Source organism: Luteibacter sp. NPDC104163 (genome assembly GCF_055584245.1).
In genome coordinates this window covers 218,400-235,908 of the sequence record NZ_JBVJMK010000004.1, presented here as the reverse complement: position 1 = coordinate 235,908, position 17,509 = coordinate 218,400, and the positions used below count along the sequence as shown (strand labels likewise).

The window sequence follows — 17,509 nt, the reverse complement described above, 5'->3', positions numbered from 1 at the left end:
TCAGGCCAAGAGGATATCAGCCGGAAGGGATGACCATCACGGTGCCGACCCGCACGGTGTTGTCGTTCATCTTGTTGGCCATTTTCAGCGCGCCCACGGAAATACCGTACTGCTGGGCGATGCCGGTAAGGGTTTCGCCACGGCCCACGCGGTGCAGGTCGCGGATGTTGTCGTCGGCGCGACCGCTGGATCCCTTCTTCGCGGGCGGATCGGCCTTTGCGATGGTCTTCGGCGTCTTCACCGGCGCAGCCGGCGCTTTCGCGCTGGCCTTGCTTGCCGGCTTCGTGTCGGCGCTGTCATCGCCACCATCGACCGGCTCAACCGGCGCAGGCGCCGAGGCGACGTAGGTGCCGTTGCGGCGCGCGGCCTGGGCGGCGAACCACGTACCCGGCGGGGGCATGGATTCGAAGTAGTTACGCACGCCGCCGAGCACCGCGTTGGCCAGTTCCTCGCGGTGGCCCTGGTCGCGCAGGCGCCGCTCTTCCGAGGGATTGGTGATGAAGGCGGTTTCGACAAGGATCGACGGCACGTCCGGCGAGCGCAGCACCACGAAGTTGGCGCGCTCCACGTAGCCGCGATGGGTCGGGCCCAGGTGGCCGAGCGCCTTCAGCACGTTACCGGCGATCTGTTCGGAGGCCTGCATGGCATAGCCCTGCTGCAGGTCGAGTAGGACGGCGGCGAGCGAATCGTCCTTGTCGTCCAGCGACACGCCGCCGACCAGGTCGGCGCGGTTTTCGCGGTCGGCCAGCCAGCGCGCGGCTTCCGAGGTCTTGCCGCGCGGGGAAAGCACCCACACGGACGAGCCCTTGGCGTCGCTGTTCTTGAACGCATCCGCGTGGATCGAGACGAACATATCCGCGTTGTGCTCGCGGGCGATCTGGTAGCGCCGCTTCAGCGGGATGAAGTAATCGCCATTGCGGGTGAGCACGGCCTGCATGCCGGGCTGGCGGTTGATCTGGTCGGCGAGCTCACGGGCCACCATGAGGGTGACATCCTTCTCGCGCAGGCCGGTGGCGCCCTTCGCGCCCGGGTCTTCACCGCCGTGGCCGGCATCGATGGCGACCACGACCTTGCGCGCGCCAGCCATGGGCGGCGTGCCGGCGGGCACGGTCTTGCCGCGGCCCTTCGGGCTCGCCGTGGCGATCGGGGCATCGGCCGGTGCGTAGGCCACGGCCTTCGCCACGGAGGGCGTGTCGTCGTCAGACGGGGTGTTGTCGCCAGGGTCGGACTGGCCGCCGGGGTACAGGTCCAGCACCAGCCGGTAGCCGTAGTCGCCGGCCGGCTTCAGCAGGAAGCTCTTGGGCTTGGCCTTCGGGTCCACCATGGCGGTCATGCGGGCGGCGGCGCCCTGCTTGCCCGTGCTCATGGACTTGAACAGGCCCTGCCCGCCCGGCGCGGAAAAATCCGACGCGACGGAGGTGCCGGCAATATCCAGCACCACGCTGCCCGGGGTATCGCCCTGGGACATCTTGTAGGTGGCCGGACCGGAAAGATCGAAGACGACGCGCGTGTACTCGGGGCCAGCCCAGACGCGCGCGGCCTTCACGTCAGCCGCCTGCGAGGCGGCAGGCGCCAGCGTCGCGACGGCGGTCACGCACGCAAGAAGCCCTAGTTTGCTAGTGATTCCCCTCATATGGCCCGGATTGAACTCCATGCGCCCGCGGATTGCAAGATTTTTTCCCTTGCTAATCCATAACCTGCGAACACTTCGTCAACGTCCATACAGGAATGCGCGGCAACCGGTGAGATTTCTCGTGGGATCTTGCGGCTCACAGGCACTACAGGGCGGCGACGATTCTCTGGCCCATCGCTGTATGGGGATGGAAGGTCACGGCGCGGCCGGTGCCTTCGTGGCGGAAGCTGAGTTCGAGGTCCACCGGCGGCAGCGCGCCTGCCCCGCGTTCGGGCCATTCCACCAGCACGATGGCGCCCGGCTCGGCCAGGCTGTCGAGGCCGAGCCATTCCAGCTCGCCCGGATCGGCAATGCGGTACAGGTCTAGGTGGAACGCGCGGCGCTCGCCGAGCTCGTAGCCCTCGACGAGGCTGTAGGTCGGGCTCTTGACCCGTTCGCCCACGCCCAGCGCCTGCAGGAACGCGCGGGCGAAGGTGGTCTTGCCGGCGCCGAGGTCGCCGTGGAGGAAGGCCACGAGGCCATCCGGCAGGGCCTTGGCCAGTTGCTGGCCCAGGGCGATCGTCGCGGCCTCATCAGGCAGGATCAGTTCCATCAGGCCTCCAGGCCGTTGACGAGCCGGCGCAGCGGCTCGAGCAGGTCGCCGGCGAGCAGGCCACGCTCGCCATGGCGCGCGGCGACATCGGCGGCCCGCGCATGCAGCCCGACGCCCAGGCAGGCCGCTTCGAACGGCGAGCAGCCCTGGCCGAGCAGGCCCGCGATGATGCCGGTGAGGGTATCGCCCATGCCACCGCTGGCCATGCCGGGGTTGCCCCAGGGGCACACCGCCACGTCGCCCTCGGGCGAAGCGATGAGGCTGCCGTTGCCCTTCAGCACCACGACGGCTTCGTAACGGCGGGCCAGGGTGCGAACCGCGCTGAAGCGGTCGGCCTGCACTTCGGCGGTGCTCGTGCCGAGCAGGCGCGCCGCCTCGCCCGGATGGGGCGTCAGCACGATGCGCGCGGGAAGCACCCGCGGCTCGGCATGCAGGAGGTTCAGGCCATCGGCGTCGAGCACGGTGGGCTTGCCCGCGTCGAGCGCGGTGGTCCACAGGGCATGGCCCCACGCCGCCTGCCCGAGGCCAGGGCCCAGGGCCACGACCGAGGCCTTGTCGAGCATCGGCTGGAGCGTCTGCGGGCCATCCACCGCGTGCGCCATGAGTTCGGGCCGGGCGGCATTCATCGCCAGGACGTTCTGCTCACGGGTCGCCACGCTGACGAGGCCCGCGCCGGTACGCGCCGCGGCTTCCGCCGCCATGCGTACGGCGCCGCCGGTGCCGTGGTCGCCGCCGATCGCCAGCACATGGCCGTTGCTGCCCTTGTGTGAATCGCGCGGCCGCGCAGGCAGCCCCTTTGGGGTCAGCAGGGTGGCGTCGGCCGGCTCGAGGATCGATGCCGGCAAGCCCAGCGGGTGCAGCACGACTTCCCCGGCGAGCTCAGAAAGGTGGGTATGCATGCCGCGCTTGTGGACGATGAAGGTGGCCGTCGCTGCAGCGCGCACGGCGACGCCCGGGCAGGCGCCCGTATCGGCCGACAACCCGGACGGGATATCCAGCGCGAACACGGGGACATCCGCCGCGTTGATCGCCTCGATGGCGCGCTTCGCTTCGCCCTCCGGGGCCCGATTGAGACCGGTGCCGTAGATGGCATCGACCAGCACATCGGGCACCGCCAGCGACTCGTCGTCGTCGGCGACCGTGAGCGTGCCGCCCGCTTCAAGGAAAGCCTGGCGCGCCTCGAAGGCATCGCCGCCGTCTTTCGGCTCGCCCAATGCCACGAGGTCGACCTGCAGACCCGCTACCAGGGCGTCGCGGCCGACCAGGTATCCATCGCCGCCGTTATTGCCGCTGCCGCAGACGATCCGCAGCCGACGGGCCTCTGGCCAGCGCCGACGGAGTTGGGCGAACGCGGCCGCCGCGGCGCGCGACATCAGCTCGAAGCCCGGGATGCCCAGCTCATCGATCGCGCGGCGGTCGATCGCGCGGGCCTGCGCGGAGGTGAACAGGGCGGTATCGCGGTGTGGGGCGCTCATCCTGAGGATTATAGGTGGGCCAAGTAGAATGGATGCATGCCCGTTTCCACCGACATCGACTACCCGGCCCTCGCCAGCGACATCAAGCGCTGGGCGCGCGAGCTCGGCTTTGCAGACGCGGGGATCGCGGGCACCGAGCTCGGCCACGATGAGGCCTACCTGGAGCGCTGGCTGGACGACGGCCACCACGGCGAAATGGACTACATGGCCCGTCACGGCACCCGGCGCAGCCGGCCCGCGGAGCTGGAGCCCGGCACCTTGCGCGTCATCTCGGTGCGCATGGATTACATCCCGCCCGGTACCGCGAATGCCTGGGATGTCATCAACGATGGCGAGAAGGCGTACATCGCCCGCTACGCACTCGGCCGCGACTACCACAAGGTCATGCGCAATCGCCTGCAGAAGCTGGCGTCGCGCATCACCGAACGCATCGGCGAGTTTTCCTACCGCGCCTATGTCGACTCCGCGCCCGTCCTCGAAAAAGCCCTCGCCCGCAACGCAGGCCTCGGCTGGATCGGCAAGCACACGGTGGTCATCAACAAGCGCGCCGGGTCGTACTTTTTCCTCGGCGAGCTCTACACCGACCTGCCGCTGCCCGTGGATGAGCCCGCGACGGCGCACTGCGGCAGCTGCCGCAAATGCATCGACATCTGCCCGACCCAGGCGATCGTCGCACCGTACCGGCTCGATGCGCGCCGCTGCATTTCGTATCTCACGATCGAACTGAAGGGCAGCATCCCGGAGGAGTTCCGCGCGCCGATGGGCAACCGCGTGTTTGGCTGCGATGACTGCCAGCTGATCTGTCCGTGGAACAAGTTCGCGCAGGATGCGACCGAGCCTGACTTTGCGCCGCGGCATAGCCTGGATGGGCCCAAACTCGTTGAGCTGTTCGCGTGGAGCGAAGCGGAATTCCTCGCACGCACCGAGGGCATGGCGATTCGCCGGACCGGGTATGAGGGCTGGCTACGCAACCTGGCGGTGGGCCTGGGGAATGCGCCCACCACGGATGAGGTGGTGGACGCCCTGCGCGCGCGAGCCGATAACGACTCGGCGGTGGTGCGTGAGCACGTGGCATGGGCGCTGGCCCGCCACGGCCACTGACGCAAGTTCGAGAGTCGCCGCCGCTCGTCAGGGGCCAGGCATCGAATGCGACTGGGGCGCCACTGGTTGCTGTTGCACGGCCTGTTGCTGCGACGCGGCCTGCTGTTGGGCCGTGTGCTGGTGGTTAGCCTGCTGCGCGCGCTCCGCGACGGCTTGCCATGCGGCGCTGCTTTGCTCGATCGGCATGTTGACGGCCTGTTGCGTGGACGCCTCCGCGATGCGCTTGTGCGGCGAATCCAGCGGGCCTTCCACGGCATACGCTTTCGACGCATCCGCGTTGAGCACGACGTGATCGACGGACTTCAGGCCCTGCTCGCGTGCCGCCACGGTCAACGCGCCCGCAAGGTTGTCGCTCTGCCGGTCGGGCGCCCTGCCATGCTGCGCATCGAGCCGATGCACGGCGCCCTGCGTTTGCCTGAACAGCGCATGGTCCGGGTGGTCCGCGTGATCCAGCGTGACCGGTGCCGAACCCGGCGTCATGGGCTGATAGACGTGCGAGGTGGCCGAATCGCGGAAGTTACGTTGCGTCGGCGGCTGCGTGCTGGTGTCGAGATAAGGCATGGCATTTTTGTTCGCGCCAAGGTCAATACCGTTCTGCGCCATGACATCCGGGTTCAGGTGGAGTCCCTTCAGGTCGAGGGCCATGGGCGCCTGCCCATTCCCGTAATGGCGCTCGTACTGCACGGCCACGCCCGTCGCCCAGGCGCCGTAGTAATTCGCGTACGACGAATTACCGTTATGCCCCAGGGTCGATGACCGGTCGAAGTAGTTCTTGCCCATGCCTTCGATATTGGCCGGCGTGGACGGCATGCTGAGATCGGCGTTCACCGTGAGGTTCGAACGCATGCTGTAGGTCGCGGGCAACTGGCTGCGATCGACATGGATGAAATCATCCATGCGCCCCGGGTTGCGCTTGTAGATGTCTTCGAGCGTGGGCGCGGGCGCGTGGTTCTTCTGTGCCTCGAGCCGCGCGGCGCTGACCGTCGCGTTCCATCCGGAGATCTCGGCGCCAGCCTCGTCGCGGCGGCTTGCGGCGATCACATCGCCCACCGGCTTCGTGTAATCGTGCGGCGTCGTCTTCGATTGCGCGACGGCTTGCAGGTCGTGGGTGAACTGCGTATTCGCCTTCGCGATGTCCGCTGCATTGAAGCCGTGCTGCAGCTCATGGCCGAGCACGAACGTGGCTTCCGATGCATCGTACTTACCGCCCGCCGGGGTCGAGAGACTGGTGAGCGGCAAACGCATTTCATGTGCACCGGCGTTGTATTCGCCGCCGGCATGCGGATTGTTCAGGGCGACGATGCGCTGCAAATGGCCCGCATCGACCGCACGGTTCACTTCATCGACCAGCGCAGGCGAGGCGTTGATCGTATCGGTGAGGTTCTTCAGCTGGTCGGGGGTGACTCCAGGCTCTTTCCCGAACGCCTGGAGGACTGCTTCGGCTTTCGCGTTGAGTGGCATGGGCCCGCCCCCTTTCAGCGCACCAGGACCATGTGCACGCAGGCGCCCGCGGCGTCCGCGCCTTCGGCGACCAGGGGATAGACCTCGACATGCTGTCCCGGCCGATCGAACGCATCGTAGGTCCAGCGGCCGTGCTCGCCGTGTGCGCTCTGGCGTTTGAAGCCCATGCGCTCCAGTTCCTGCGTGAAGTGGCCGAAATCGGGCGTGCAGATCGGCGTCGCGGACGGCCGGTCTTCGCCCACCGGGGAGAAGATCAGGTCGACGCGCGGCCCCACCGTGCCGACCTGCTGCCGCTCGACACTGAAGGCCCAGCCACCGGAAAGTGGCTGTGCATAACCGAAGTGATCCGTGCTGAGGCGCTTGATCGGCAGCCCCAGGCGCTCGCCCATGGCTTCGGGCGTGAGTTCCGCGACCGATGGCGTCGTGCGAATCAGTTCCAGCATGCCGTGCATGGCCTGCTCGGCGGTGACGTGGGCGGCGGACGCGTTCATGCGGGGTGTCTCCTTCGCTTCGGTAGCGTGCGTGAGCGGGGCCGAGGCGGCCAGTAAGGTGGCGAGGGCCAGCCGCATGGGCTGGCCGCACAAACCGGGGTGGCGCAAGCGTTGCCGGGGCATCGCGACTCCTTCCATGGCCGCCAGTTCGCGGCCCGCCCGAGCGTAGCAAAAGCCTTGCTGCGATTCCGGCACCGTGTCTCGGTTCGTTCAGCCCCGGCCACGCCCTGCCGCACGTTGCCATACCACCATGGTCGGATGGGCCGTGCCTCGATGCGGGTGGGAAAATAAGCGGTCCCCCTCCGCAGCACCGGCTCTCCCCATGTCTTCCGATCGCATCCGCTCCTCCCTCCTGCGCGACCGCGTGGTCAGCGCGGAGGCCGCCGCCGCCTTCATCCAGCCCGGCGAGACCGTGGCCATGAGTGGTTTCACGGGCTCGGGGTATCCGAAAGCCGTGCCACTGGCACTCGCCCGCCGCATCGAGGATGCGCACGTGGCCGGCCAGGCCTTCCGGATCCGCCTGATGACCGGCGCCTCCACCGCGCCCGAACTGGATGGCGCCCTGGCCAAGGCCGATGGCATTGCACTGCGCATGCCGTTCCAGACCGACCCGGATGCGCGACAGCGGATCAATGCGGGCACGCTCGATTACATCGACATCCACCTGAGCCACGTCGCGCAGCACGTGTGGTTCGGCTTTTACGGCGAGATCGATACCGCCGTGGTCGAGGTCGCCGGTATTCGCGAGGATGGCTCGCTCATCCCGTCCACCTCCATCGGCAATAACAAGACGTGGCTGGACCTGGCGAAGAAGGTGATCATCGAGGTCAACGACTGGCAGCCGGAAGGGATCGACGGCATGCACGATGTGTACTACGGCACCGCCCTACCCCCACAGCGCAAGCCGATTCCCCTGTTGCAGGCCGACGACCGCATCGGCGAAACGTCGTTGCGCGTGGATCCTGACAAGGTCGTGGCCGTCGTGCGCACGCACGGCCCGGATCGCAACAGTCCCTTCGCACCGGTGGACGTCACGAGCAAGCGCATCGCCGCGCACCTGATCGAGTTCCTCCAGCACGAGGTGAAGAAGGACCGGCTGCCGGCCAACCTGCTGCCGCTGCAGTCGGGCGTGGGCAACATTCCCAATGCCGTGCTGGCAGGCCTTTCGGAAAGTGGCTTCCGTGACATGGCCGCGTTCACCGAGGTGATCCAGGATGGCATGCTCGACATGCTGCGCGACGGCGTATTGCGCGTGGCGTCATGCACCGGGTTCGCGTTGAGCCCGGCCGCGAACGAAGAGTTCAAGCGGAATATCGAGTTCTACCGCGAGCGGATCATCATGCGCACGCAGGAGATCTCGAATCACCCGGAACTGGTGCGCCGGCTCGGCTGCATCGCGATGAACGGGATGATCGAAGCCGACCTTTACGGCAACGTGAACTCCACGCACGTGATGGGCAGCAAGATCATGAACGGCATCGGCGGCTCGGGCGATTTCGCGCGCAACAGCTTCCTGTCGATCTTCCTCAGCCCGAGCACGGCGAAGAACGGCAGCATCTCGGCCCTGGTTCCCATGGTGAGCCACGTGGACCACACCGAGCACGACGTGTCGATCATCGTGACGGAACACGGCCTGGCCGACCTGCGCGGCCTGCCGCCGCGGCATCGTGCGCGGCAGATCCTCGACCATTGCGTGGACCCGTCGTACCGGGCGCAGCTCGAGGACTACTTCGACCGGGCCTCGCGGGCGAGCTTCGGCAAGCACACGCCGCATCTGCTGCCCGAGGCGCTGTCGTGGCACCAGCGGTGGCTGGACACGGGGACGATGCTGGGCTGACGGCGATGCGGGAGTGAGCCTGCGAACGATGCTCTTTGACGAAGAGCTATCGCTCGCAAGCTCACTCCCACAGGTGGGCTACCGGATGGGCTACCGGATGGCTTACGCCATGCCGCCCGATTTGCGAACAATAAGCATGGCCAGTTCGAGTGACTGCTCGTAGTTCAGGCGAGGATCCACCATCGACTTGTAGGCGCGGTCGAGGTCCTGCTCGACGAGGCCGCGGGCGCCGCCGAGGCATTCCGTTACGTTCTCGCCCGTCAGCTCCAGATGCACGCCACCCAGGCGCGTGCCGGCGGCCGCGTGGATATCGAAGGCCTGGTCGAGTTCGCCGGCGATGTTCGCGAAGCGGCGGGTCTTGTAGCCGTTGCTGGTGCTCTCGGTGTTGCCGTGCATCGGGTCGGCGACCCAGAGCACCCGGCGCCCGTCGCGCTTCACCGCCTCGAGCAGCGGCTGCAACTGGGTGGCGATCTTGTCGTTGCCCATGCGGTGGATCAGGGTCAGGCGGCCCGGCTCGTCATTCGGGTTCAGCACGTCAATCAGGCGCAGCAGGTCGTCCGGCTGCACGGTCGGGCCAACCTTCACCGCGATCGGGTTGCGGATGCCGCGGAAGTACTCCGTATGCGCGCCATCGAGCGCCGCCGTGCGCATGCCGATCCACGGGAAATGGGTGGACAGGTTGAACCAGCCGTCCTGGCGCGGCACCTGGCGGGTCAGCGCCTCTTCGTAGTGCAGCAGCAGGGCTTCGTGCGAGGTGTAGAAATCCACGCGCGAGTAGCTGGAGATCGACTGCCCGGCCAGCGTTTCCATGAAGCGCAGCGAGTCACCGATGCTGGCGACCATGCGCTTGTACTCGGCGGCGAGCGGCGAATGCTCGACCCAAGCGAGGTCCCAGTATTCCGGGTGATGCAGATCGGCGAACCCACCGTCGATCAGCGCGCGCACGAAGTTCATGGTCATCGCCGAACGGGCATGCGCCTTGATCAGGCGCTGCGGATCCGCACGGCGCGCCTCCGGCGTGAACGCCGGGCTGTTGACCAGATCGCCACGGAACGCGGGCAGCGTGACGCCATCGCGCGTTTCCGTATCGGCCGAACGCGGCTTCGCGTACTGGCCAGCAAACCGGCCCACGCGCAGTACCGGCTTCTTCAGCCCGTGGACGAGCACAAGGCTCATCTGCAGCAGGACCTTGAGCCGGTTGGAAATGATCGGGCTGGTGCAGTCAGCGAAGCTCTCGGCGCAATCGCCGCCCTGCAGGAGGAACCGCTCACCCACCTGGGCTTCCGCGATGCGCTGCTTCAGCGCATTGATTTCCCATGAGGTGACCAGCGGCGGCAGTTCGCCCAGCTGGGCGAGCGAGGCCTGCAGCTCGTTCTGGTCTTCATAGGTCGGCTGCTGCAGCGCGGTCCGCGAACGCCAGGTGCCCGGCGCCCAGTCGGCGGCGGGGGGAAGGACGGCTTTGAGGGAATGCGGCATGACGGCGGGACCTACGTAGAAGCGCTGGGGATGGCGCGGGAAGACAGGGAACGGTTTGAGCGGCGCAGGGCCAGCCAGGCCCACACGGTGAGGACGACGAACCACAGGAGGGTCCATGCCGGCATCGGCAGGCCCAGGATCGGTTCGATCTTCGCGCACTCACCGGAGCCGGTGAATGCGAGCTTGAGCATTTTCAAAAAGGGAAAGGCATCGAACAGGTAGCCGAGGCCGGGGCCACAGGCGGGCACCTGGTCCGCCGGCAGGCTCTGCAGCCAGAGGTGGCGGCCAGCGGTCGCGATGCCCCAGGCGCCGCCCAGGGTGATCAGGCTGGCGTATACGACACGCGCGCCCTGCTTCACCGGGCCGTGCAGCGCACCGATCAGGAAGAACAGGCCCATCACGCAGACCGCGATGCGCTGGAAGATGCACAGCGGGCACGGGTCGAGGTGCATCTGGTACTGGGCGTACAGGGCAAAGCCCATGAGGCCAGCACAGATGAGGAAACCAGCGAGATAGCGCGAACGGTACGACCAGGCGAGAGGATTCATTCGGGGATGGTGCGGTGCGGGGACACCCACGTTAACCCGATGTGCACGTGTTTGTCAGCAGGCGAAAGAAGTTTCGTTTGTAACGACGTCAAGGACTTGCGTCCGTTGCGACTCTTTTGTGGGAGCGCGCTTGCGCGCGAGGAACGGTCCCGCAAGGGCCATCGCGCGCAAGCGCGCTCCCACGGGCCCTGGCACGCGCAAAAGAAAAACCCCGGTTGATTGCTCAACCGGGGTTTCGGGTACTGCTGGAACCGGGACGCTTACTCGGCGTCGACGGCTTCACCCTGCGGGCGATCGACCAGCTCGACGTACGCCATCGGGGCGTTGTCGCCCGGGCGGAAGCCGCACTTGAGGATGCGCAGGTAGCCACCGGGGCGCTGCTGGTAACGCGGGCCCAGCTCCATGAAGAGCTTGCCGACAGCCTGCTTGTCGCGCAGACGCGCGAAAGCGAGACGACGGTTGGCGACGCCATCGGTCTTGGCGAGCGTGATGAGCGGCTCGGCGACGCGACGGAGTTCCTTCGCCTTGGGAAGGGTGGTGCGGATCAGCTCGTGCTTGATCAGCGACGCGGCCATGTTCTTGAACATGGCTTCGCGGTGGCTGCTCGTACGGTTGAGCTTGCGACCGGATTTCTGGTGGCGCATGGCGTTTACTCTCTAAGGTCTGTTGTTATGAAAAGGCGGCCAGGATGAGCCGACTTCCCGCGGTTTCCCGCTATTCGAGGCTGTCAAAACGCCCCGTTATAAGAGCACGGCCTCTATGGGCCGCTTTGGAAATCCCGTGGAAATGCGCGTGGCATCCGCGGGTTGGCGCAAAGGATCGGGGCGATCGAAAACCGATCGCCCCGTGGTGCATCAGCCCAGCTGCATGCCGTGCGAAAGGCCCGGCGGCGGCCAGTTTTCAAGCTTCATGCCGAGGGCCAGACCGCGGCCACCCAGCACATCCTTGATTTCCGTCAGCGACTTCTTGCCCAGGTTCGGGGTCTTGAGCAGTTCCACTTCGGTCTTCTGAACCAGATCGCCGATGTAGTAGATGCTCTCCGCCTTGAGGCAGTTCGCCGAACGGACCGTCAGCTCGAGGTCATCGATAGGACGGAGCAGCAGCGGATCGAAACCGCCCTTCTCCGCCTTGGTCGAATCGGACTCGCGGCGCGAGAAGTCGCCGAACACCGACAGCTGATCGTTGATGATTTCCGCTGCCTTACGGACAGCGTCTTCAGCGCCGATGGTGCCGTTCGTTTCGATATCAAGCACGAGCTTGTCGAGGTTGGTGCGCTGCTCGACACGAGCCGCGTCCACTTCGTAAGCCACGCGCAGGACCGGCGCGAACGACGCGTCGAGCTGCAGACGGCCGATCGGCCGCGTTTCGTCATCCGGGTGCTGACGTGCGCTGGCCGGCTGGTAGCCGACGCCCTTGCGCACCTTCAGGCGCATGTTCAGTGCCACATCCTTGGTGAGGTGGCAGATCACATGATCCGGGTTGACGATTTCGACGGTGTGGTCGACGGCGATGTCGCCGGCCGTGACCACGCCCTTGCCCTTCTTCGACAGCGTCAGGGTGACTTCGTCACCGCTGTGCTGGCGAATCGCGACGTCCTTGAGGTTCAGGAGAACCTCAATGACGTCTTCCTGGAGACCTTCCAGGGTGGTGTACTCGTGCAGCACGCCGTCGATTTCGACTTCGACGATGGCGCTGCCCGGAATCGAAGAGAGCAGCACGCGACGCAGCGCGTTGCCCAGGGTGTGGCCAAAACCACGCTCGAGCGGCTCGACCACCACCTTCGCGCGGTTAGCGCCAAGCTGCTCGACGCTGAGGCCACGAGGCCGCAGCACACTAGTTGACGATACTGCCATGCAAGGCTCCGGTGGATTACTTCGAGTAAAGCTCGACGATCAGGGCTTCGTTGATATCGGCCGGCAGATCACCACGATCCGGCACAGCCTTGAACGTGCCTGCGAACTTCTTGCTGTCGACCTCGACCCACGACGGACGAAGATCCATCGTGTCGTAGATCGTCGCCGCTTCCTGCACACGCAGCTGCGTGCGGGCCTTCTCGGTCAGCGAAACCTCATCGCCCGGACGGACGTGGTACGAGGGAACGTTGACCTTCTTGCCGTTGACCGTCACCGACTTATGGGCGACGAGCTGGCGGGCCTGGGCGCGGGTGACCGCAAAACCCATGCGGTACACGACGTTGTCGAGACGGCTTTCCAGGAGGCGAAGCAGGTTTTCACCCGTGTTGCCCTTCTGGGTCGAAGCCTTGGTGTAGTAGTTGCTGAACTGACGCTCGAGCACACCGTAGATGCGCTTGACCTTCTGCTTCTCACGAAGCTGAACAGCGTAGTCGGACAGACGGGCGCGCTTGTTGGCGCCATGCTGGCCGGGCTTGTTTTCGAGCTTGCACTTGGAATCAAGCGCGCGGGCCGGGCTCTTCAGACCGAGGTCGGCACCTTCACGACGCGCAAGTTTGCAGGTAGCTCCACGATAACGGGCCATGGGTATGCTCCTTAGACGCGACGCTTCTTGGGGGGACGGCAGCCGTTATGCGGAATCGGCGTGACGTCAATAATGTTGAGCACCTTGTAGCCCAACGCGTTGAGAGAACGCACGGCCGACTCGCGGCCCGGGCCGGGGCCCTTGATGCGAACTTCCACGGTCTTCACACCGTAGTCGCCAGCGGCGCGGCCAGCCTTTTCGGCGGCAACCTGCGCTGCGAACGGGGTGGACTTACGGGAGCCGCGGAAACCCGCGCCGCCTGCAGTCGCCCACGACAGGGCATTGCCCTGGCGATCGGTGATCGTGACGATGGTGTTGTTGAAGGAAGCCTGCACGTGGGCCACGGCATCCGTGACAACGCGCTTGATCTTCTTCTTGGTCTTAACCGGCTTAGCCATAATCGGTATCCGTTACTTCTTGATCGGACGACGCGGACCCTTGCGGGTACGGGCGTTGGTACGCGTGCGCTGGCCGCGCACCGGCAGGCCGCGACGGTGGCGGAGGCCACGGTAGCAACCCAGGTCCATGAGGCGCTTGACCGCCATGCCGATCTCACGGCGGAGATCGCCTTCGACCGTGTACTTGGCGATCTCGGCGCGGATCTTCTCGACCTCGCCTTCGCTCAACGACTTGATCTGGGTGGTCGGAACCACGCCAGCATCAACACAGACCTTCTTCGCCCGCGAACGGCCGATTCCGTAAATGCTCTGCAGGCCAACCCAGACATGCTTCTGGACCGGCAAATTGACACCCGCGATGCGCGCCATGATGTACTGTCTCCAATGTGCTTCGAGCGCGGTAAACGCGCAATTCTAACCTTATTGAACCTAAACGGGAAGTCCTGCGGCGCCGTGGCGCCGCGGCCTCCCCTACTCGGGGACTTCCAGTCCAATCTCAGCCGCGGCGGAGATTGGACTTTTTAAGCAGACTCTCGTACTGGTGGCTCACAAGATGGGCCTGGACCTGGGCCGTAAAGTCCATCACCACCACCACCACGATCAGCAGCGAAGTGCCGCCGAAATAGAACGGGACTTGCCAGGCGCTCTGCATGAACGACGGCACCAGGCAGACCAGGACGATGTAGAGCGCGCCGACACCGGTAAGACGGGTCATGACGCCATCGATATAGTCCGCCGTGGCACGACCCGGGCGGATACCCGGAATCAGTGCGCCCGAACGCTTGAGGTTATCGGCCGTTTCCTGCGAGTTGAACACGATCGCCGTATAGAAGAAGGCGAAGCCGATGACCAGGACCGCGAAAACGATGTCGTAGACCGGCTCACCCGGGGTCAGCGCAGTGGTGAGCCACTGGAGCCAACGCATCTGGTGATTCGTGCCGAACATGTTTGCCGCGGTCGCCGGGAACAACAGCAGGCTGCTCGCGAAGATCGGCGGAATGACGCCCGCCATGTTGATCTTGAGCGGCAGGTGCGAGGTCTGGCGCTGGAACTGACGCTGGTTGCCCTGCTTCGCGTAGTTCACGGTGATGCGCCGCTGGGCGCGTTCCATGAACACCACGAAGGCAGTGACGCCGAGGATGACCACGACGACCATCAGCAGCTTCAGCCCACCCAGCTGGCCGTTGTCGGCCATGGTCAGGGTGTGTGCCACGGCTGCCGGCAGGCCAGCCACGATACCGGCGAAGATCAGCATCGAGATGCCGTTGCCGATGCCGCGCTCCGTGATCTGCTCACCCAGCCACATCAGGAACATGGTGCCTGCCGTGAGGCCGACCACCGATGCCATGATGAAGCCCGCGCCCGGCATGTAAACCACCGGACCGTGAGCACCCGCCTGGCCCTGGAGATTGATCGCGATACCGAAGGCCTGGAAAGCCGCGAGGCCCACCGTGCCGAAACGGGTATACGTGGTCATCTTCCGGCGACCCGACTCGCCTTCCTTGCGCAGTGCCATCAGCGACGGAATGACCGAACCCATCATCTGGATCACGATCGACGCCGAAATGTAGGGCACCACGCCCAGCGCGAATACCGAGAAGCGGGACAGCGAGCCACCCGAGAACATGTTGACCATGTTCAGCAGGCCGCCGCCGCCCTCAACCAGGCTCGTCATCGCCTCGGGGTTCACGCCCGGAACGGGAATGAAGGAACCGAGGCGGAAGACGATCAGCGCACCAATGAGGAAAAAGATGCGCTGACGCAGTTCCGTCAGTTTGCCCAGCGAGCCGAGCGAATTGCCCTGCGCTCCAGCCACTGGATTACTCCACGCTGCCGCCGGCGGCTTCGATGGCAGCCTTGGCACCGGCCGTCACGAGCACACCCTGCAGCTTGACGGCGCGGTTGATCTCGCCCTTCAGCACGATCTTGATCTTCTTGGCGCGGCTGGTCACGAGGCCAGCGGCGTGCAGGGCGATCGGGTCGATCGTGTCGGCCTGGATCACAGCCAGCTGGTACAGCATGACCTGCTCGGTGTCCGCCTTCTTGAGCGAGCGGAAACCGACCTTCGGCAGGCGGCGCTGCAGCGGCATCTGGCCGCCTTCGAAACCGACGCGGTGGGTGTTACCAGCGCGTGCGTGCTGACCCTTGTGGCCGCGGCCGGCGGTCTTGCCGAGGCCGGAACCGATACCGCGGGCAACGCGGGTGCGGGTCTTGCGGGCGCCCTTGCCGGGCTTGATGTCGTTAAGACGCATGATCGATTACTCCTCAACCCGGACCAGGTAGTAGACCGTGTTGATGAGGCCACGGACCTGCGGGGAATCCTTCAGTTCACGGACATCGTTGAGCTTGCCGAGGCCGAGGGCCTTGACGCTCAGGCGATGACGACCCTGCACACCACGCAGGCCCTTGACCAGGCGCACGCGGACGGTGCCGGTGGTTTCGTTGTTCTTAGCCATTGCCCAGCACCTCTTCGATCGTCTTGCCACGCTTGGCGGCGATGCGCTTCGGCGAGGCGACGGCCTGCAGACCCTTGATCGTCGCGCGGACGAGGTTGATCGGGTTGCGCGAGCCGACGGCCTTGGCCAGCACGTCCTTCACGCCGACCACTTCGAGGACAGCGCGCATGGCGCCGCCGGCGATGACGCCGGTACCCTGCGAGGCAGGCTGCATGTAGACGCGGGCCGCGCCGTGGTTAGCCTTGATGGCGTACCAGAGCGTGCCGTTGTTGAGTTCAATGGACACCATGTTGCGGCGTGCGCGCTCCATGGCCTTGGAGATGGCGACCGGCACTTCACGCGCCTTGCCATAACCAAAACCGACGCGGCCTTCGCCGTCGCCAACAACCGTAAGAGCGGTGAAGCTCATCTGGCGGCCACCCTTGACGGTCTTGGCCACGCGGTTGACGGCGATCAGCTTTTCAAGCATGCCGTCCGAATTTTCGCGATCTGTCGAGGACATCTCTTTTCCTGATAGCCCGGCATGTATATCCGGGACTTCTGTTTACGGCTTGGTCGCCGCTTGGAGTTGTAGGTACATCGGGCGACACCGGCCCCGAAGGGCCGATGCCGTGGCCTGACGCCTCTTAGAACTTGAGGCCGGCCTCACGAGCCGCATCGGCGAGAGCCTTGATGCGACCGTGGTAACGGAAACCCGAGCGATCGAACGCGACCGACTCGATACCGGCGGCCTTGGCGCGCTCGGCAACGATGCGACCAACCGTGGTGGCGGCTTCGACGTTCTTCTTGCTCTTGAGGCCATCGGCGACCGACTTCTGCACGGTCGAGGCGGCTGCCACGACGGTGCCGTTCGGCGCGAAGACCTGGGCGTAAATGTGCTGACCGGTGCGGTGCACGCTCAGGCGGGCGACAGCGAGCTCACGGATGTGGGCGCGGGTCGACTTGGCGCGGCGCAGGCGGGATTCGTTCTTGTTCATCGTCTCGTCTCCAGGAAGCGGATAGGCCGATTAGGCCTTCTTGGCTTCCTTCAGGATGATCGTCTCGCCCGCGTAACGGACGCCCTTGCCCTTGTAGGGCTCCGGCGAACGGTAAGCGCGGATCTTGGCGGCCACTTCGCCCACGAGCTGCTTGTCGGCACCCTTGACCAGGATTTCCGTCTGCGTCGGGACTTCGATGGTGATGCCTTCCGGCGCTTCGTACACGACCGGGTGCGAGAAGCCGAGGGACAGGTTTACGGCCTTGCCCTGCAGCTGCGCGCGGTAACCGACGCCGACCAGTTCGAGCTTCTTTTCGAAGCCGTTGGTAACGCCGCTGACCATGTTCGCGACGATCGCGCGGGCGGTGCCGCCGAACTTGTCGTCAGCGCCAGCGGCCAGGACGACCGTGGCCACACCGTTTTCCTGCGAGAACGAAACGCCCGGCAGTTCGTGGGTGGTCAGGGTGCCCTTCGGGCCCTTGACGGAGACGGTGCCGTTGGCGACCGAGATTTCGACGCCCTTGGGGAGCGTAATGGGCTTCTTGGCTACACGTGACATATCGGGACTC

At 65.7% G+C, this 17,509-nt stretch carries 20 protein-coding genes; 2 read left to right on the top strand and 18 right to left on the bottom strand.

Features of this window, described 5'->3' with window-relative positions; translation table 11 throughout:
• Nucleotides 1-16: 16 nt before the first annotated feature.
• The 3 genes from ACZ6YI_RS07550 to ACZ6YI_RS07540 form a co-directional block, all read right to left on the bottom strand.
• Complete coding sequence (locus ACZ6YI_RS07550) at nucleotides 17-1,594, bottom strand: N-acetylmuramoyl-L-alanine amidase (RefSeq protein ID WP_465778071.1); 1,578 nt, start codon at nucleotides 1,592-1,594, stop codon at nucleotides 17-19.
• Between the two features lie 184 nt (nucleotides 1,595-1,778).
• The gene (tsaE, locus tag ACZ6YI_RS07545; protein ID WP_465778070.1) at nucleotides 1,779-2,225 is read right to left on the bottom strand and encodes a tRNA (adenosine(37)-N6)-threonylcarbamoyltransferase complex ATPase subunit type 1 TsaE; all 447 of its coding nucleotides are present in this window, start codon (nucleotides 2,223-2,225) and stop codon (nucleotides 1,779-1,781) included.
• A complete protein-coding gene (locus ACZ6YI_RS07540; protein ID WP_465778069.1) occupies nucleotides 2,225-3,700 on the bottom strand; it encodes an NAD(P)H-hydrate dehydratase in 1,476 nt (491 codons plus the stop codon). Before ACZ6YI_RS07540 ends, tsaE begins: the two co-directional genes overlap by 1 nt.
• 36 nt (nucleotides 3,701-3,736) lie before the next feature.
• On the opposite strand from ACZ6YI_RS07540, the gene queG reads away from it, so the two are divergent.
• Nucleotides 3,737-4,801, top strand: coding sequence for a tRNA epoxyqueuosine(34) reductase QueG (gene queG, locus ACZ6YI_RS07535; RefSeq protein ID WP_465778068.1), 1,065 nt, complete (start codon nucleotides 3,737-3,739; stop codon nucleotides 4,799-4,801).
• A 27-nt stretch (nucleotides 4,802-4,828) separates the two neighbouring features.
• Here queG and ACZ6YI_RS07530 read toward each other — a convergent pair whose 3' ends face one another.
• A complete protein-coding gene (locus ACZ6YI_RS07530) occupies nucleotides 4,829-6,262 on the bottom strand; it encodes an XVIPCD domain-containing protein (protein WP_465778067.1) in 1,434 nt (477 codons plus the stop codon).
• Nucleotides 6,263-6,276: 14 nt separating this feature from the next.
• On the bottom strand, nucleotides 6,277-6,876 hold the full coding sequence (locus ACZ6YI_RS07525; protein ID WP_465778066.1) for a hypothetical protein: 600 nt from the start codon (nucleotides 6,874-6,876) through the stop codon (nucleotides 6,277-6,279).
• A gap of 199 nt (nucleotides 6,877-7,075) precedes the next feature.
• Here ACZ6YI_RS07525 and ACZ6YI_RS07520 point away from each other — a divergent pair, with 199 nt between their 5' ends.
• On the top strand, nucleotides 7,076-8,590 hold the full coding sequence (locus ACZ6YI_RS07520) for an acetyl-CoA hydrolase/transferase family protein (protein ID WP_465778065.1): 1,515 nt from the start codon (nucleotides 7,076-7,078) through the stop codon (nucleotides 8,588-8,590).
• 102 nt (nucleotides 8,591-8,692) lie between these two features.
• Here the strand turns inward: ACZ6YI_RS07520 and ACZ6YI_RS07515 are convergent, their stop codons facing one another.
• The 13 genes from ACZ6YI_RS07515 to rplF form a co-directional block, all read right to left on the bottom strand.
• Nucleotides 8,693-10,066: a class II 3-deoxy-7-phosphoheptulonate synthase gene (locus ACZ6YI_RS07515; protein WP_465778064.1), complete on the bottom strand. Its 1,374-nt coding sequence runs from the start codon at nucleotides 10,064-10,066 to the stop codon at nucleotides 8,693-8,695.
• 11 nt (nucleotides 10,067-10,077) lie between these two features.
• Nucleotides 10,078-10,614: a disulfide bond formation protein B gene (locus tag ACZ6YI_RS07510; protein ID WP_465778063.1), complete on the bottom strand. Its 537-nt coding sequence runs from the start codon at nucleotides 10,612-10,614 to the stop codon at nucleotides 10,078-10,080.
• 260 nt (nucleotides 10,615-10,874) lie between these two features.
• A complete protein-coding gene (gene rplQ, locus ACZ6YI_RS07505; protein ID WP_465778062.1) occupies nucleotides 10,875-11,258 on the bottom strand; it encodes a 50S ribosomal protein L17 in 384 nt (127 codons plus the stop codon).
• A gap of 210 nt (nucleotides 11,259-11,468) precedes the next feature.
• Nucleotides 11,469-12,467, bottom strand: coding sequence for a DNA-directed RNA polymerase subunit alpha (locus tag ACZ6YI_RS07500; RefSeq protein ID WP_045831144.1), 999 nt, complete (start codon nucleotides 12,465-12,467; stop codon nucleotides 11,469-11,471).
• 16 nt (nucleotides 12,468-12,483) lie between these two features.
• Complete coding sequence (gene rpsD, locus ACZ6YI_RS07495) at nucleotides 12,484-13,110, bottom strand: 30S ribosomal protein S4 (RefSeq protein WP_029213873.1); 627 nt, start codon at nucleotides 13,108-13,110, stop codon at nucleotides 12,484-12,486.
• A gap of 11 nt (nucleotides 13,111-13,121) precedes the next feature.
• A complete protein-coding gene (rpsK, locus tag ACZ6YI_RS07490) occupies nucleotides 13,122-13,508 on the bottom strand; it encodes a 30S ribosomal protein S11 (protein ID WP_007513384.1) in 387 nt (128 codons plus the stop codon).
• 12 nt (nucleotides 13,509-13,520) lie between these two features.
• The gene (rpsM, locus tag ACZ6YI_RS07485; RefSeq protein WP_144916975.1) at nucleotides 13,521-13,877 is read right to left on the bottom strand and encodes a 30S ribosomal protein S13; all 357 of its coding nucleotides are present in this window, start codon (nucleotides 13,875-13,877) and stop codon (nucleotides 13,521-13,523) included.
• Between the two features lie 127 nt (nucleotides 13,878-14,004).
• Nucleotides 14,005-15,324 carry a preprotein translocase subunit SecY gene (gene secY, locus ACZ6YI_RS07480; protein ID WP_465778061.1) on the bottom strand — a complete coding sequence of 440 codons (1,320 nt, stop codon included), beginning with the start codon at nucleotides 15,322-15,324 and terminating at the stop codon, nucleotides 14,005-14,007.
• A 4-nt stretch (nucleotides 15,325-15,328) separates the two neighbouring features.
• Nucleotides 15,329-15,760 carry a 50S ribosomal protein L15 gene (gene rplO / locus ACZ6YI_RS07475; protein WP_440325439.1) on the bottom strand — a complete coding sequence of 144 codons (432 nt, stop codon included), beginning with the start codon at nucleotides 15,758-15,760 and terminating at the stop codon, nucleotides 15,329-15,331.
• A gap of 6 nt (nucleotides 15,761-15,766) precedes the next feature.
• Nucleotides 15,767-15,964: a 50S ribosomal protein L30 gene (rpmD, locus tag ACZ6YI_RS07470; protein WP_440325441.1), complete on the bottom strand. Its 198-nt coding sequence runs from the start codon at nucleotides 15,962-15,964 to the stop codon at nucleotides 15,767-15,769.
• Nucleotides 15,957-16,466 (bottom strand): 30S ribosomal protein S5, encoded by a 510-nt coding sequence (rpsE, locus tag ACZ6YI_RS07465; RefSeq protein ID WP_029213879.1) that lies wholly within the window; start codon nucleotides 16,464-16,466, stop codon nucleotides 15,957-15,959. Before rpsE ends, rpmD begins: the two co-directional genes overlap by 8 nt.
• Before the next feature lie 124 nt (nucleotides 16,467-16,590).
• Nucleotides 16,591-16,941, bottom strand: a complete 351-nt coding sequence (gene rplR, locus ACZ6YI_RS07460; protein ID WP_440325444.1) for a 50S ribosomal protein L18 — start codon at nucleotides 16,939-16,941, stop codon at nucleotides 16,591-16,593.
• Between the two features lie 30 nt (nucleotides 16,942-16,971).
• Nucleotides 16,972-17,499, bottom strand: a complete 528-nt coding sequence (gene rplF / locus ACZ6YI_RS07455; protein WP_440325446.1) for a 50S ribosomal protein L6 — start codon at nucleotides 17,497-17,499, stop codon at nucleotides 16,972-16,974.
• Nucleotides 17,500-17,509 lie beyond the last annotated feature (10 nt).

Coding starts and splice junctions, on each gene's coding strand:
- tsaE (WP_465778070.1), bottom strand. CDS start 2,225: ATGGAACTGATCCTGCCTGATGAGGCCGCGACGATCGCCCTGGGCCAG.
- ACZ6YI_RS07540 (WP_465778069.1), bottom strand. CDS start 3,700: ATGAGCGCCCCACACCGCGATACCGCCCTGTTCACCTCCGCGCAGGCC.
- queG (WP_465778068.1), top strand. CDS start 3,737: ATGCCCGTTTCCACCGACATCGACTACCCGGCCCTCGCCAGCGACATC.
- ACZ6YI_RS07530 (WP_465778067.1), bottom strand. CDS start 6,262: ATGCCACTCAACGCGAAAGCCGAAGCAGTCCTCCAGGCGTTCGGGAAA.
- ACZ6YI_RS07525 (WP_465778066.1), bottom strand. CDS start 6,876: ATGCCCCGGCAACGCTTGCGCCACCCCGGTTTGTGCGGCCAGCCCATG.
- ACZ6YI_RS07520 (WP_465778065.1), top strand. CDS start 7,076: ATGTCTTCCGATCGCATCCGCTCCTCCCTCCTGCGCGACCGCGTGGTC.
- ACZ6YI_RS07515 (WP_465778064.1), bottom strand. CDS start 10,066: ATGCCGCATTCCCTCAAAGCCGTCCTTCCCCCCGCCGCCGACTGGGCG.
- ACZ6YI_RS07510 (WP_465778063.1), bottom strand. CDS start 10,614: ATGAATCCTCTCGCCTGGTCGTACCGTTCGCGCTATCTCGCTGGTTTC.
- rplQ (WP_465778062.1), bottom strand. CDS start 11,258: ATGCGCCACCAGAAATCCGGTCGCAAGCTCAACCGTACGAGCAGCCAC.
- ACZ6YI_RS07500 (WP_045831144.1), bottom strand. CDS start 12,467: ATGGCAGTATCGTCAACTAGTGTGCTGCGGCCTCGTGGCCTCAGCGTC.
- rpsD (WP_029213873.1), bottom strand. CDS start 13,110: ATGGCCCGTTATCGTGGAGCTACCTGCAAACTTGCGCGTCGTGAAGGT.
- rpsK (WP_007513384.1), bottom strand. CDS start 13,508: ATGGCTAAGCCGGTTAAGACCAAGAAGAAGATCAAGCGCGTTGTCACG.
- rpsM (WP_144916975.1), bottom strand. CDS start 13,877: ATGGCGCGCATCGCGGGTGTCAATTTGCCGGTCCAGAAGCATGTCTGG.
- rplO (WP_440325439.1), bottom strand. CDS start 15,760: ATGCGTCTTAACGACATCAAGCCCGGCAAGGGCGCCCGCAAGACCCGC.
- rpmD (WP_440325441.1), bottom strand. CDS start 15,964: ATGGCTAAGAACAACGAAACCACCGGCACCGTCCGCGTGCGCCTGGTC.
- rpsE (WP_029213879.1), bottom strand. CDS start 16,466: ATGTCCTCGACAGATCGCGAAAATTCGGACGGCATGCTTGAAAAGCTG.
- rplR (WP_440325444.1), bottom strand. CDS start 16,941: ATGAACAAGAACGAATCCCGCCTGCGCCGCGCCAAGTCGACCCGCGCC.
- rplF (WP_440325446.1), bottom strand. CDS start 17,499: ATGTCACGTGTAGCCAAGAAGCCCATTACGCTCCCCAAGGGCGTCGAA.